The organism is Serratia sp. FS14 (assembly GCF_000695995.1).
Classification (GTDB): Bacteria; Pseudomonadota; Gammaproteobacteria; order Enterobacterales; family Enterobacteriaceae; genus Serratia; species Serratia nematodiphila.
Window position 1 is genome coordinate 2,770,495 of record NZ_CP005927.1, and the last position, 14,699, is coordinate 2,785,193.

Annotated in this window: 12 protein-coding genes and 1 pseudogene; 12 read left to right on the top strand and 1 reads right to left on the bottom strand. The window is 65.1% G+C overall.

Features of this window, described 5'->3' with window-relative positions:
* The first annotated feature begins 1 nt into the window (after position 1).
* From L085_RS12590 to L085_RS12610, 5 genes and pseudogenes are all read left to right on the top strand, one after another.
* Positions 2 to 946 (top strand): ABC transporter permease, encoded by a 945-nt coding sequence (locus L085_RS12590; RefSeq protein ID WP_004940833.1) that lies wholly within the window; start codon positions 2 to 4, stop codon positions 944 to 946.
* Complete coding sequence (locus tag L085_RS12595) at positions 943 to 1,833, top strand: ABC transporter permease (protein WP_015378425.1); 891 nt, start codon at positions 943 to 945, stop codon at positions 1,831 to 1,833. Before L085_RS12590 ends, L085_RS12595 begins: the two co-directional genes overlap by 4 nt.
* Positions 1,830 to 3,488, top strand: coding sequence for an ABC transporter ATP-binding protein (locus tag L085_RS12600; RefSeq protein ID WP_044030881.1), 1,659 nt, complete (start codon positions 1,830 to 1,832; stop codon positions 3,486 to 3,488). Before L085_RS12595 ends, L085_RS12600 begins: the two co-directional genes overlap by 4 nt.
* On the top strand, positions 3,485 to 4,528 hold the full coding sequence (locus tag L085_RS12605) for a putative FMN-dependent luciferase-like monooxygenase (RefSeq protein ID WP_044030882.1): 1,044 nt from the start codon (positions 3,485 to 3,487) through the stop codon (positions 4,526 to 4,528). Before L085_RS12600 ends, L085_RS12605 begins: the two co-directional genes overlap by 4 nt.
* Positions 4,525 to 5,638, top strand: a pseudogene (locus tag L085_RS12610) (alkylhydroperoxidase domain protein). Before L085_RS12605 ends, L085_RS12610 begins: the two are co-directional and overlap by 4 nt.
* An 84-nt stretch (positions 5,639 to 5,722) precedes the next feature.
* Here the strand turns inward: L085_RS12610 and L085_RS12615 are convergent.
* The gene (locus tag L085_RS12615; protein ID WP_044030883.1) at positions 5,723 to 7,636 is read right to left on the bottom strand and encodes a sigma-54-dependent Fis family transcriptional regulator; all 1,914 of its coding nucleotides are present in this window, start codon (positions 7,634 to 7,636) and stop codon (positions 5,723 to 5,725) included.
* On the opposite strand from L085_RS12615, the gene L085_RS25325 reads away from it, so the two are divergent.
* The 7 genes from L085_RS25325 (at position 7,635) to L085_RS12645 (ending at position 14,564) form a co-directional block, all read left to right on the top strand.
* Complete coding sequence (locus tag L085_RS25325; protein ID WP_144240688.1) at positions 7,635 to 7,817, top strand: hypothetical protein; 183 nt, start codon at positions 7,635 to 7,637, stop codon at positions 7,815 to 7,817. The genes L085_RS12615 and L085_RS25325 overlap by 2 nt on opposite strands.
* 98 nt (positions 7,818 to 7,915) lie before the next feature.
* Positions 7,916 to 9,088, top strand: a complete 1,173-nt coding sequence (ssuD, locus tag L085_RS12620; protein ID WP_044030884.1) for an FMNH2-dependent alkanesulfonate monooxygenase — start codon at positions 7,916 to 7,918, stop codon at positions 9,086 to 9,088.
* Positions 9,088 to 10,467 (top strand): FAD-dependent oxidoreductase, encoded by a 1,380-nt coding sequence (locus tag L085_RS12625; RefSeq protein ID WP_044030885.1) that lies wholly within the window; start codon positions 9,088 to 9,090, stop codon positions 10,465 to 10,467. The genes ssuD and L085_RS12625 overlap by 1 nt, the downstream gene beginning before the upstream one ends.
* 84 nt (positions 10,468 to 10,551) lie before the next feature.
* The gene (locus tag L085_RS12630) at positions 10,552 to 11,958 is read left to right on the top strand and encodes an LLM class flavin-dependent oxidoreductase (protein ID WP_044030886.1); all 1,407 of its coding nucleotides are present in this window, start codon (positions 10,552 to 10,554) and stop codon (positions 11,956 to 11,958) included.
* Between the two features lie 7 nt (positions 11,959 to 11,965).
* Positions 11,966 to 12,985, top strand: a complete 1,020-nt coding sequence (locus tag L085_RS12635; RefSeq protein WP_021505840.1) for a methionine ABC transporter ATP-binding protein — start codon at positions 11,966 to 11,968, stop codon at positions 12,983 to 12,985.
* 5 nt (positions 12,986 to 12,990) lie between these two features.
* Positions 12,991 to 13,686: a methionine ABC transporter permease gene (locus L085_RS12640; RefSeq protein ID WP_086016698.1), complete on the top strand. Its 696-nt coding sequence runs from the start codon at positions 12,991 to 12,993 to the stop codon at positions 13,684 to 13,686.
* A gap of 2 nt (positions 13,687 to 13,688) precedes the next feature.
* On the top strand, positions 13,689 to 14,564 hold the full coding sequence (locus tag L085_RS12645) for a MetQ/NlpA family ABC transporter substrate-binding protein (protein ID WP_015378417.1): 876 nt from the start codon (positions 13,689 to 13,691) through the stop codon (positions 14,562 to 14,564).
* Positions 14,565 to 14,699 lie beyond the last annotated feature (135 nt).

A 14,699-nucleotide genomic window follows, 5' to 3' on the forward strand; every position in this document is an offset into this window, starting at 1 on the left:
AATGAAGCGATATCTGGCGGGGCGCATCGGGCAGGCGGCATTGGTGCTGTGGGCGGCCTTTACCCTGTCGTTCATCCTGCTGCAGGTGCTGCCGGGCGATGCGATCCTGATCAAATTCCAGAACCCGGACATGGGGCTGAGTCCGGCGCAGATCGCCGACATGCGCGCGGCCTATGGCGCGGATGTCCCCCTGTGGCGGCAGTATCTGCATACCCTGGGCAGCGTGCTGCATGGCGATCTGGGCTTCTCAATGCAGGCCGGGGTGCCGGTTACCGCGCTGCTGGCGGCTAATCTGCCCGCCACGCTGCAGTTGGCGGTGCTGGGCTTTGCGGTGGCGTTGCTGCTGGCGCTGATTATCGCTTTTGTTTCCAACCTGACCGGCTTCGGCTGGCTGCGTTCGGCGCTGCAGATGCTGCCGTCGCTGTTCGTTTCAGTACCCACCTTCTGGCTGGGCATTGTGCTGATTCAGCTCTTTTCGTTCCGCCTGAAGCTGATCCCGATCATTAACCCCGGCGAGTGGCAGGGGGTGATTTTGCCGATCGCGACGCTGGCGCTGCCGATCTCCGCGCCGCTGGCGCAAATTCTGATCCGCAGCATCGATGCGGTGCAAACCCAGCCGTTCGTCGCGGTGGCGCGGGCCAAGGGCGCCAGCCGCAGCGGGGTGCTGTGGCGGCATGTGGCGCGCAACGCCATGCTGCCGGCGCTGACCATCGCCGGCATGCTGTTCGGCGAACTGATCGCCGGGGCGCTGATCACCGAAACCGTGTTTGGCCGCAGCGGCCTGGGGCAATTGACCCAACAAGCGGTGGTCAATCAGGACGTGGCGGTGCTGCAGGCGATAGTGCTGATCTCGGCCGCCGCTTTCGTCATCATCAACTTGCTGGTGGATCTGCTGTTCCCGCTGCTGGATCCGCGGCTGAAAACCCAGGCAGGAGCATCCCTATGAGCAGTATCTCCTTTGAAAAAGCCACGGTTCCGGAGCGCGATCTGTCCGGCGCTGAAAGTGAAGGCGCGCTGCCCGCCAGTCGTTCGAGCCGCCGCCGTGTCCCCCTGACGCTTTTGCTGGCCTGGGCGGTCATTGCGCTGGTGGTGCTGTGGGCGTTGGCGCCGCAGCTGTTTACCGCCTACAGCGGCACCGAAGGCATTGCCGGCGCGCAGCGACTGGCGCCCGGCGGTGCTCATTGGCTTGGCACCGATCAACTGGGACGCGACCTGTATGCGCGCATGGTGTACGGCGCGTCGCAAACCCTGGCCGGCGCGGTAGTGGCGGTGGCGCTGGGGTTGGTGTTCGGCACCGCGCTCGGCCTGATCGCCGGCGCGTTGGGCGGCGTGGCGGACGACGCGGTGATGCGCGTCGTCGATGTGCTGCTGTCGATCCCCGGCCTGCTGCTGTCGCTGAGCATTATCATCCTGCTTGGTTTCGGTACGGTCAACGCCGCCATCGCCGTGGGCGTCACTTCGGTTGCCAACTTTGCCCGTCTGGCACGGGCGGAAGTGGTGCGAGTGCGGCACAGCGATTACGTTGAAGCGGCTTACGGCAGCGGCGGCAGCTTTTGGGCGGTGCTGTGGCGGCATATCCTGCCGAACTCGCTGACTTCGGTGATCGCCTTCTCGGCGCTGCAGTTCGGCAGTGCGATCCTGGCGATCGCCACCCTGAGCTTCCTCGGTTACGGCACTCCGCCGCCAACCCCGGAATGGGGGCTGCTGATCGCCGAAGGGCGCAACTACATTTCCACCGCCTGGTGGCTGACCACCTTCCCGGGCATGGTGGTGGTGGCGGTGGTGTTGGCGGCTAACCGCATCAGCCGTTCGCTGGGAGGAAAAGCGCGATGAGCATGCAAGCGGCATGGCAACGGGCGGCGCGGCCGCCGGTACTGGCGCTGGACAAGGTTTCCATCGCCTATCAGGGCAACGAAGGCAGGCGAAGGGTGGTGCATGAGGTGTCGTTCACGATTGAGCCGGGGGAGGTGGTGGCGCTGGTTGGCGAATCCGGTTCCGGCAAAACCACCACGGCGCAGGCGATCATCGGCTTGCTGGCCGACAACGGCCACCTTGAACAGGGCGCCATCCGGCTGCACGGCACCGATATCGCCGGCTGGTCATCGCGGCGGCTGGATGCGGTGAGAGGGGCGCAAATCAGCCTGATCCCGCAAGATCCCGCCAGCTCGCTCAACCCGGTAAAAACCATCGGCGAGCAGGTGGCGGAGATCGTCAATATTCACCGCCGGTTGCCGCGCGGGCAGGTACAACAGCGGGTGACGGAACTGCTGACCCGCGTCGGGCTGACGCACCCGGAACTGCGGGCGCGCCAGTTTCCGCATCAACTTTCCGGCGGCATGAAGCAGCGGGTATTGATCGCCATCGCCATTGCGCTGCAGCCGGCGTTGATCATTGCCGACGAACCGAGCAGCGCGCTGGACGTGACGGTGCAAAAACGCATTCTCGATCTGATCGACGAGCTGCGGCGCGAATTCGGCACTGCAGTGCTGCTGGTGACGCACGATTTGGGCGTGGCGGCGGAACGCGCCGATCGGCTGCTGGTGTTCCGCCACGGCCGGGTGCAGGAACAGGGGGCTACCGCCGAGGTACTGCGCGCGCCTGCCAGCGCATACACCCGTAAACTGTTAGCCGATGCGCCTTCATTGAGCGGCGCCGTTGCGCCGCCGCCGAAACGCAGCGGGCAGCCGCCGGCGATCGTGGTTCAGGCGCTGGTTAAGGATTTTCGGCTGTCCGGCGGCCAGGGGTTCCGCGCGCTGGATCGCGTGTCATTCAGCGTGCCGCGCGGCACCACCCATGCGTTGGTGGGAGAGTCCGGGTCGGGCAAAAGCACGCTGGCGCGTTGCCTGCTGGGCTTCGAGCGGCCGGATGCCGGGCAGGTCCTGATCGACGGCGTCAATGTTATCGGTCTCAGGGGCGAAGCGCTGCGTCAGTTTCGGCAGCGCATTCAGCTGGTTTATCAGAATCCGTTCGGCTCGCTCGATCCCAAACAGACTCTTTATCGGGTGATTGAAGAACCGCTGCTGAATTTCGCGCCGATCGGCAAACCGGAGCGCGATCGGCGGGTGCGTGAGCTGTTCGAACGGGTCGCGCTGCCGCCCGATTTGCTGAACCGCAGGCCGCACGAACTGTCCGGCGGCCAGCGTCAGCGGGTGGCGATTGCCCGCGCGCTGGTGCTGCAACCGCAAATATTGGTATTGGATGAGGCCACGTCGGCGCTCGACGTCACGGTGCAGGCGCAGATCCTGCATTTGTTGCAAGAGTTGCAGCAGGAGCGGGACCTGACCTACCTGTTTATTTCTCACGATCTGGCGACGGTGCGGCGGATTTCGCACAGCGTTTCGGTATTGCACCGCGGTGAACGGGTAGACGGCGGCGCCACCGCCGAGTTGTTCGCCATGCCGGGGAGCGATTACACCCGCCAATTGATCGCCGCCATTCCCGGCCGCGCATCGCATGCCGGACAGCCAAAATTCGAGGAGGCGATATGAGCGGAAAAAGACTCGGTTTCTTCACCCGATTGCTGGATCAGGGCAGCGCGCAGGAGCGCTACCGGCTGGCGACCGAACAGATCGTGCACGCCGAACGAGCCGGGTTCGACACCGCCTGGGTGGCGCAGCACCACTTTCATGCCGATGAGGGCGGTCTGCCATCACCGCTGGTGTTTTTGGCGCAGGTGGCGGCACGCACCCGCCGTATCCGGCTGGGCACCGGGGTGATCACGTTGCCGATGGAGTCGGCGCTGCGGGTGGCGGAAGACACTGCGGTACTGGATCTGTTGTCCGACGGCAGACTGGAGGTAGGCGTGGCCGGCGGCGGCACGCCGTCTTCTTTCGCCGCTTTCGGTCTCGACGCCGGGCAGCGCAACACGGCATTCGCCGAGAATTTGCGCACGTTGCTGAGCGCCTGGCGCGGAGAGGCGTTGGGCGGCGAAGACAACCGGCTGTACCCGGCGGCGCCGCAGCTGGCGCAGCGCGTCTGGCAGGCCACGTTCTCGGTGGAAGGGGGCGAACGGGCCGGCCGCGCCGGTGACGGCCTGATGCTGTCGCGCACGCAGCCGCGCCCGGCGGACGCGCCTGACCTGCCGCTGGACGAACTGCAGAATCCGATCATTGACGCTTATCTGGCGGCGCTGCCGCCAGGGGTGGCGCCGCGCATCATGGGGTCGCGCACTGCGTTTGTCAGCGAGAACGGCCAGCAGGCACGCGACTTCGCCACGGCCGGGTTGAGCCGTGGGCTGGAGCGGATGCGCGCCAGCGGCCACCGGTTGGCCGATACGTCGCTCGACGGCCTGATCCGCGCTTTCGACGTGCACTTGGGCACGCCAGATCAGGTAATAGCCTCGCTGCAACGGGACAGGGCGCTGGCGCGCGTCACCGATCTGGCGTTTCAGGTGCACTCCATCGACCCGCCGCACGCCCATATTCTGCGTTCTATCGATCTTATCGCCCGCCACGTGGCCCCTGAACTGGGCTGGCGGCGCGGCACGCCCGCCGTTGCTTATGAATATCACGTTGAGGAAAAGCTATGACGACATTACCGCACCAGGTCGATCTGCTGGCCGAACTGGCCGAGATTGCGCCGGATTCCACGCTGGCGCAGGCCAGAGCCACCCGGCAGGCGGCGACCGATGCCGTTCAGTCCAGCTATCTGGCGCTGTTTGCGCCTGCGGACGCCGGCGATTTCCCGCTGGCGCAGCGGCTGCGGTTGGCTCAGCGCATCAGTGAATGGCATGGCGAGCCGCGCTTGGCCGCGCATTACGCTGCTCTGCTGGAACGTCAGGGCGACGCGCCGGAAGACGAGCGGCTGCCGGCGGCGTTGGCGCATGCAGAACGTTTGGCGTTTCAACCGGCCAACGCCAACGCCCAGCACTTGCAGGCGCTGCGGCAGGCCGGCTGGTCGCTGGACGCCATCGTCACATTGTCGCAGTTAATCGCCTTTGTCAGTTTCCAAAGCCGCTTGCTGCGGGGCTACCGGTTGTTGGGCGGCAAGACGGACGACGCTGCGGCGCATCAGCCGGTAACGGCCGGCCGCTGGCGAACGGGGAGCTCGACGCGGGGCGGCCGTCACGCGCCGCCGGCGTTTACCCGGCAAGAACTGGGGTGGGAGCCGTGGATCGCCGCCAAGCCGTTGGCGGAATTCGATGACGCCGGCCGGGCGTTGCTAGAGCGGTTTGGCCACGCCGATTCCGATTACTTCCGCCTGTTGGCGCGCAACCATCCGGTGCTGGAACAACGCACGCTGGCGGACCGGGCGATTTTTTTATACCCCCGGCGGGCTGTCGCGGCAGGATCGCGAGTTGGCGGCGACGGTCGCCAGCAAGGTGAACGGCTGCATCTACTGCGCCTCGGTGCATGCGCGCAAGGCGGCGCAGCTGTCGAAGCGCGAAGCCGAGATAGATCGGTTGCTGGCGGTGGCGCCGGGCGGCGCGTTGAGCCAGGGGCAGGATGACGCCTGGCAAGCGCAGATAACCTTTGCCGCCGCGCTATCCGCCACGCCGCCGCAGGCTGACGCCGGGCAACTGGCGGCGCTGCGCGCTCAGGGCCTGGATGAGCTGGCGCTGTTGGATTTGGTGCAGGCGACGGCGTTTTTCGCCTGGGCCAACCGGTTGATGTTGACGCTGGGCGAACCTTATCTCTGATCTCTGCCCTCTTTCAGGCGGCGGCATTGTCGGCTGCCGCCCGGGATCCGCCGGACATCTGGCGTCGGCGCTTTCGGCAGGGGATCACAGCGGCCAGACCGCCTCGCGCACGGCGATCGCTCTGGGCAGCAGCCCGAGGGCGTAGAAGCGGTCGGCGATGCTTTGCTGCTGGCGGATCACCTGCAAATCCATGGCGCGGATCTCGTGGCTGCGGCGCGACAGCGCGAGTTCCAGCGAGGCGCTCGCCAGCCCCAGTTCGTTGGAAAGGTGACGAGCGGCTTCTCTCGGCTGCGCAGTGATGTAGCGGCCGGTGTGCTGCAATGCTTGCATCAGCGGCTGCAACAGATCGCCCGAGCGCTCGGCGAAGTCGCGGCGCGCCAGGTAGAATTGCTGATTGAGCACCCGCTGGGTGCCGTCGGCGATCACGCGCAGTTCCCCGCTGCGTTGCGCGTCGCTGAGCAGCGGATCCCACATCATCCAGGCGTCCACCGCCTGCAGATCGGTCGCCGACAGCGGATACTTCGGCGGCGCGTAGACGATACGCACGTCGTTCAACGTCAATCCCTGTTCGTCCAGCATCTGCAGCAATAAATAGTGCACGTTGGAGCCTTTGTTGAGCGCGATGCGTTTGCCGCGCAGATCGGCGGCGCTGCGTATCGGGCTGTCTTGCGGCACCACCATCGCCACGCTCTGCGGCGCCGGCGGCTCAAAACCGACGTACACCAGCGCATTGCCCTGTGCCTGGGCGAAGATCGGCGGCACTTCGCCGGTGGTGCCGAAGTCTATCTCATCGCCGTCGAGCGCGTGCAGCAGCTGCGGCCCGGCGGGAAACTCGCTCCACAGCACGCTGATGCGCTGTGTGGCGAAGAGCTGTTCCAGGCTTTGCCGCGCCTTGAGCACCCCGAGGTTGCCGAACTTTTGATAGCCGATGCGCAGTTCGCGTTCGGGCAGCGGCGCTGCGCTGATGGCCGGTGAATGTGAGGGGGCGCCGGCGCTGCGGCGGCGCGGTTTGATCAGACCAAGATGCGCCAAATGGGTGCGCAGGGTATTGCGGCTGACGCCGAGCAACGACGCCGCTTGCAGCTGGTTGCCGCCGCTGCGTTCGAAGGCGTTGCGCACCAGCGCATCCAGCACCCGTTGGTAAAGCTGCGCGCTGTCGCCTTGCAACTGCTGCTGCACAAAGCGATCGATGGCGTCGTCGCCGCCGCCGCCGTTATCCGTCAGGCGATGGGTGAGCTGCAGTTGCTGCGGGGCGATCGGCTCCTCCTGGCTCAGCAAGACCGCATTATGCAGCGTGTTCTCCAGCTCGCGCACGTTGCCGGGCCAGGGGTAGTCCAGCAGCACCTGCTGCGCTTCCGCCGTCAACCGCGGCAGTGGCCGTTCCAGACGGCGGGCGTACAGCGCAAGAAAATGTCTGGCCAGCACCGGAATATCGTCCGGCCGCTGGCGCAAGGGCGGTAAAGTCACCGCCGCCACGTTCAGGCGGTAATAGAGATCTTCACGGAACCGCCGTTGGCGAATCGCGCCGGCCAGATCGACGTGGGTGGCGGCGATGACCCTCACATCGATCTTCAGCGGTTTGCGCGAACCGACGCGGGTGATCTCCCGTTCCTGCAGCACGCGCAGCAGCTTGACCTGCAGCGACAGGTTCAGCTCGCCGATCTCGTCCAGCAGCAGGGTGCCGCCTTCCGCCGCTTCGAACCAGCCCTGATGAGTGCCGACGGCGCCGGTGAAGGCGCCTTTCTCATGGCCGAACAGTTCGGCTTCCGCCAGGCTTTCCGTCAGCGCGCCGCAGTTGACCGCCAAAAAAGGGCGATGGCGGCGCGCGCTGTGGTGGTGCAGATAGCGCGCCACCACCTCTTTGCCTGTGCCGGTTTCGCCGACGATCAGTACGGTGGCGTCGGTGGGGGCCAGTCGATCGAGCACGCTTTGCAGAGCGAGCGACGCCGGATCGATCAGCACCGGTTTGTCGGCGGCGAACGGTTGGGGATCGTACATGGGCGTCTCCTGGCTGACGGCGAAGGGGGGAAAAATCTTATCCCAGCCCATGAGCGGCCGCGAGAGGGTAAAAGGCGCACGGTGCTGCATTGGCAACAGCTTTTCGCCGCCGCCTGCTGCCAATGCAGCAGCGTTTGGGCGGCAATTTATTTTCAACGTATTGATATGTATTGGTTTTTAAAATCCGCCACTGTGGCATGCATCCTGCTTTTCGTTTTATAACCAAGCAAGATTTTTCTATCGATAAATATTGAGAATAGTTATATAGGAAAAGCATAAATGACTGAGTCAGCGAAAGAACGCATCAACGTTTTCTGGTTTCTGCCGACCCACGGCGATGGCCGCTATCTGGGCACGGCGCAGGGCGGGCGCCCGGTAGACCTGCCTTATTTGCAGCAGGTGGCGCTGGCCGCCGATAACCTCGGCTATTACGGCGTGCTGATCCCAACCGGTAAAAGCTGCGAGGATTCCTGGCTGGTGGCGGCGGCGCTGGCACCGATCACCCGTCGGTTGCGCTATCTGGTGGCGGTGCGCCCCGGCCTGCAGCCGCCGAGCCTGGCGGCGCGCATGGCCGCGACGCTGGACCGGTTGTCGGACGGGCGCCTGCTGATCAACGTGGTGACCGGCGGCGATCCGGTGGAAAACAAAGGGGATGGCATCTTCCTCAGCCATGCCGAACGCTACGAGGTGACACAGGAATTTCTCACGGTGTATCAACGGCTGCTGCAAGGGGAGAAGGTGGATTTCAGCGGTAAGCATATTCGCGTCGAAGGCGCCGAACTGCTGTTCCCGCCGGTGCAGGAAAACGGCCCGCCGCTCTATTTCGGCGGCTCATCGTCGGAAGCGATCGACATCGCCGCCGGGCAGATCGACACCTACCTGACCTGGGGCGAGCCGCTGGCTCAGGTGGCGGAAAAGCTGGCGGCGGTGCGCCAGCGCGCCGAGCGGCAGGGGCGTAAACTCAGCTATGGCATTCGCCTGCACGTTATTGTGCGCGAAACTGAAGACGAAGCCTGGGCGGCGGCCGAGCGACTGATTGCGCATCTGGATGACGACACCATCGCGGCGGCGCAGCAGATCTTTGCGCGCATGGACTCCACCGGCCAGCGCCGCATGAGCGAACTGCACGGCGGCTCGCGCGAGAGTCTGCGCATCGGCCCCAACCTGTGGGCCGGCGTCGGCCTGGTGCGCGGCGGCGCCGGCACCGCATTGGTGGGCAACCCGCAGCAGGTGGCGGCGCGCATACGCGAGTATCAGGCGCTGGGCATCGACAATTTCATCCTTTCCGGCTATCCGCATCTGGAAGAGGCTCACCGCTTCGCCGAGCTGGTGATGCCGCTGCTGCCGCTGGCGCAGTCGACTCATCAGACGGCTCGCACGATCAATACCGGCCCGTTTGGCGAAACCATCGGCGGCGATCGTCGTCCCGGCCCGGCGCAGCGGGGGGGCTGATGGCGAAGCGTGCCCATATTATCGTTATCGGCGGCGGTTTCACCGGCGCGGCGCTGGCGATCCAGCTGGCGCGCGGAGCGGTGGATGTCACGGTGATCGAACCGCGCGCCGCGCCGGGCTATGGCGTGGCGTATTCGACCACCGAGCCGACTCACCGCATCAACGTCCCGGCCGAAAGGATGCAGCTGGCGGATGAACCGGCGGGGGATTTTGACCGCTGGTTCCGCGAGAGCGGCGGGCTGGCGGCCGATCCGCAGGCGTTGTGGCGCGACGGTAAAGCCTATCCGCAGCGCGGCGCCTTCGGCCGCTATGTCGAGGAACGTTTTCATCAGGCGGCGCAGTCGGGCCAGGCCCGCTTGCGGCACCTGCGCGATCGGGCGCAGCACCTGCAGCCGCAGGCGCAGGGCGCGTCCGTCATCACCGCCGGCGGCGAACGGCTGTGGGGCGACTATGTGGTGTTGGCGACCAGCCATCCGCCGCCCGCGCTGCCGCGGCAGATCGCCCCGGAACTGGCGCGCGACGCGCGTTTGATCGCCAATCCCTGGGCGGAGGGGGCGCTGGATGAGATTGAACCCGATGAATCGTTGGCGATCGTCGGCAGCGGGCTGACGATGGCCGATGCGGTGGCGGCGTTGCACCGCCGCAGGCATCGCGGGCCGATTACCGCGTTCTCTCGTCACGGCTTGCTGCCGCGTGCCAATGCCGAAGGGGAGTACCCGACGTGGTCGTTTACCCCGCCATCCGGACTGCGTGACGGGGTGCGGCAGGTGCGCCTTGAGGTGGCGCGCGCCGCTCGGCAACGGGTGCCGTGGCAGGCGGTGTTGGACGCGGTGCGCGCCCAGGGCCAGCGCCTGTGGCAAGCGTTGACGCCGACCGAACAGCAGCGCTTTCTGCGGCATCTGCGTGCCTATTGGGACGTGCACCGCTATCGCCTTGCGCCGCAGGTGAGCACGCTGCTGACGGAGCAACAGGCGGCGGGCACGCTGCAGGTATTGGCCGCTCGTCTGCGGCGGGCGGAACCCATGCCGCAGGGCGTGCGCTTGACGATTCTGCCGCGCCAGGGCGCAGAGCGGGCGCTGCAGGCGCAGCGGTTGCTGATCGCTACGGGGCCGGCTCATGCCGGCCTGATCGCCGCCAGCCCGTTGCTCAGTTCGCTGGCGGAGCAGGGGGCGCTGCGCGCCGATCCGCTGGGATTGGGGCTGTGGGTCAATGCCGACAGCCAGGCGATCGGCGGCGACGGCCTTGCCAACCCGCGCCTGCTGGTGGCCGGCCCGGCGGCGCGCGGCCGCTTCGGCGAACTTATGGGGCTGCCGCAGGTGGCGGAACACGCCCAAAGCGTCGCGCAATACCTGCTGGCGCGATGTCCGGCTGCAAACTGATCGTCCATTCCCGTTTTTAACACCCTAAGACCCCCCATCCGGCCCGGCTCCGCCCGTGGCCGGCAGATAATTGTGGAGCTCGCTATGTCATCGCAACGTGAAATTCGTCTTAACGCTTTTGATATGAACTGCGTCGGCCATCAGTCGCCGGGGCTGTGGGCGCACCCGCGCGACCGTTCCTGGCAGTATAAGGATCTCGAATATTGGACCGATCTGGCGCGCCTGCTGGAACGCGGCAAGTTCGATGGATTGTTTATCGCCGACGTGCTGGGGATTTACGACGTGCTTAACGGCAGCGGCGACGCGGCGATCCGCCAGGCGACGCAGGTGCCGGTTAACGATCCGCTGGCGCTGGTGACGCCGATGGCGCTGGTTACCGAACATCTCGGCTTCGGGCTGACCGCCTCGCTGTCATTCGAGCACCCTTATCCTTTCGCCCGCAGATTGTCGACGCTTGATCACCTGACCAAGGGGCGCATCGGTTGGAATATCGTCACCTCTTACCTGGAGAGCGGCGCGCGCAATATTGGCCACCGGGCGCAGACCGATCACGATGCGCGCTACGACTACGCCGATGAATACCTGCAGGTGGTTTACAAGCTGCTGGAGGGCAGTTGGGAAGACGGCGCGATTTTGCGCGATCGTCAGCGGCGCATCTTCAGCGATCCGGCGAAAATTCATCCGATCAACCACAAGGGCGAGTTCTTCCAGGTGCCGGGCATTCATCTGAGCGAGCCTTCGCCGCAGCGCACGCCGGTGCTGTATCAGGCCGGCGCTTCCAGCCGCGGCAAGCAGTTTGCTGCGGAACACGCCGAATGCGTGTTTGTCGCTTCTCCTTCGAAAACATTGCTGAAAAAAACCGTAGCCGATATCCGCCGCCGCGCCGCCGAGGCCGGGCGCGATCCGCGCAGCATCCTGATCTTCAACCTGCAGACGGTGATCGTCGGTGAAACGGACCGACAGGCGCAGGAAAAATGGCGGGAATACAAATCCTATACCAGCTACGAAGGCGCGCTGGCGCTGGTGTCCGGCTGGACCGGCATCGATTTCGGCCAGTATCAGCCGGATCAGGTGCTGAAGCATCTGCACACCAATGCCATTCAGTCGGCGGTGGAAACTTTCTCCAGCGCCGATCCCAGCCGTGAATGGACAGTGCAGGGCATCGCCGAATGGGTCGGCATCGGCGGTTTCGGCCCGCTGTTGGTGGGCGGCCCGCAAACCGTGGCCGACGAACTGCAGGCGTGGGTGGAGGAAACGGATGTTGACGGTTTCAATCTGGCCTACGCCGTTACCCATGAAACCTTCACCGACGTGGTGGAACTGCTGATCCCCGAGCTGCAAAAACGCGGAGCGTACAAGCGCGACTACACGGCGGGCACTCTGCGAGAAAAATTGTTCAATCAGGGGCCGCGCCTGGCGGGGCCGCACCCGGCGGTGGGCTACCGCTGGCCGGCCGGTGCGTCCTTGGCCGATGCACTGAGCGTCAAGTGAGGATGCGATGATAGAGATTGAGGAGTTGCACAAGGCTTACCGCGCGCCGGACGGGCGCCGGATTGAGGTGCTGAAGGGCGTTTCGTTGCGGGTGCCGGCCGGATCGATTACCGCCGTGGTCGGCCCCAGCGGGGCGGGCAAATCGACGCTGGCGAAATGCATCAGCCTGCTGGAGCGGCCGAGCAGCGGCAGTATCCGGGTGAACGGTCAGGACTTGTCGCGGCTTGCGGGCGAGGCGCTGCGCAGGGAGCGGCGGGCGATAGGCACGGTGTTCCAGTCTTCCGCGCTGCTGCAGCGCAAAACCGCCTGGCAGAATGTGGCGCTGCCGTTGACCTATCTGGGCGTGGTGCCGCGCGATATCGACAAGCGGGTAAAGAGCCTGCTGGCGGCGGTGGGGCTGGCGGACAAGGCGGCGTTTTACCCGGCGCAGCTGTCCGGCGGCCAGCGCCAAAGGGTCGGCATCGCCCGCGCGCTGGCGCTTAATCCGTCGGTGCTGCTGGCGGATGAGGCCACCTCCGGGCTGGATCCGGACGCCACCGGGGCCATTCTCAGCCTGCTTAAACAGCTGCGCGATCGGTATGGCCTGTCGATCATCCTGATCACCCACGAGATGGATGCGGTGCGCGACGCCGCCGACGCGGTGGCCGAGATCCGCGACGGCGTGATTGTGCAGCAAGGGCCGGTGCGCGAGCTGTTGGCAGCGCCCGATTCCTCGCTGGGCCGCCGGCTGTTCCCGCTGAAGACGCTGGCGTCCGACGCCGCGTTGCGGCTGCAGGTAACCTACTGCGCCCGTCAGCCGGCGGCCACCGACTGGATCAGCCGCATCAGCCGCCAACTCGACCTGCAGATCGATCTGTTGGGCGGCCACGTTGAAGTGGTGGGCGGCAGCCTGGCCGGGCGGTTGGAGATTGCGGTGCGTTTTGGCGGCGGTTCGCGTTCGGTGGCTGAACTGCAGGACGAGCTGCGGCGGTTGGGCATTCTCGCCGAGGTGCTGGAACAGCCGGCGGCGTTGAAGGAGGCGGTATGAAAAATCTGTCTGACAGCGTGATGAGCCAGGACACACCCTGGCGCGAGATCCATCGGTTGATGCTGCCGGCCTACGGCGAAACCTGGCTGATGGTCGGCATCGTGATGCTGTTTGTGGTGGCGATTGGCGGCGCCGTCGGCGTGGTGCTGTTCAACACCTCATCGCGCGGCTTGTTTCCGCGCCCGGCGCTGAATCGCGCGCTGAGCTGGTTGGTGAACATGGGCCGTTCGCTGCCGTTTCTGGTGCTGATGGCGGCGATTATTCCGTTCACTTTCTGGTTGACCGGCACCACCATCGGCATTCCGGCAGCGGTGATCCCGATGATCGTCGCCGGCATTCCGTTCTTCGGCCGGCTGGTGGAGAACGCGCTGCGTGAACTGCCGCCGGAGGTGACGGCGGTGGGGCTGGTGTCCGGCGGTTCGATCTGGCAGATAGTCACCCGCGCGCAGCTCAGCGAGGCGCTGCCGGCGATCGTCGCCGCCATCACGCTGAACGTCATCTCGATGATCGAGTATTCGGCCATCGCCGGCACCATTGGCGCAGGCGGCATCGGCTATCTGGCGGTGGTGTACGGCTACCAGCGTTTCGACAATCACATCATGATCGCCACCATTGTGGTGCTGATCGCCACGATCCAACTGATTCAGTTTATTGGTGACCGCCTGGTCGCCGCGTTGCGTCATCATCAGGAAACCCTTTAATCATGCCTAATCACGATTTTGAGATAGTGAAGAAGAAACGCTGGCCGTGGCCGGTGGGTATCGCGGCGGTGGCGATTATCGCCGCCGCGGTTTGGCACTTCAGCGCCCGCCAGCAGCAGACGGTGCAGTTCGGCAGCACGCTGAAAGTGCACTTTGAGCCGGCGATGGCCGGAGAGCAGCGGGTGATCGAGTACGTCGGCGAGCATATCGCGCCGGATTACGGCCTCAGGCTGGAGGCGGTTGGCCTGCAGGACCCGGTGCAGGCCGATCGTGCGGTGGCGCAGGGGCAGTACGCCGCCACGATCTACCAGCACCAGTGGTGGCTAAAGCAGGTGGTGGAGGCCAACGGTTTTAAGCTGACCCCGACTCTGCCGGTGTTTCAGTGGGCGTTCGGCATCTATTCCGACCGCTATACGTCGATCGCCGAGTTGCCGGACGGCGCGGAGATCGTGGTGCCCAACGACGGCGCCAATCAGGGGCAGGCGTTGTGGCTGCTGCAGCGCATTGGACTGATCGGGCTGGATCCGGCGATCGAGGCGCGCACCGCCAGGCTGAAAGACATTCGCGAGAACAAACGCCATTTTAACTTCAAGGAGCTGGATTTGCTGACCATGCCGCGCGCGCTGAATTCGGTAGATGCGGCCATTGGCTATGTGTCGCAGTTCGACGCCGGCAAAGTGCCGCGTGAGAAGGGCATCTTGTTCCCACCGGCGCCGAAGACCTTCGCCTCGCAGCTGGTGATTGGCACGCCCTATCTGCAGGACGAAAATATTCGCAAGCTGCAGCGGGCGTTTGCCGATCCCAGGTTGCAGGCGTGGCTGAAAAACACCGACGACCCGCTGGTGAAAGGCGTGCTGGTGCCGGTATCGGCAGAATAATCCCCGCCCGAAATGGCCGTGATAAAGACCGGATTAACGCGTGTTAATCCGGCGTTTCCGTTACGCTGTAACTGTGTTTAATTTATTGATTTTAATGATATTTATAGAAATATTTGTTGTTTGTCGGCGTAATTT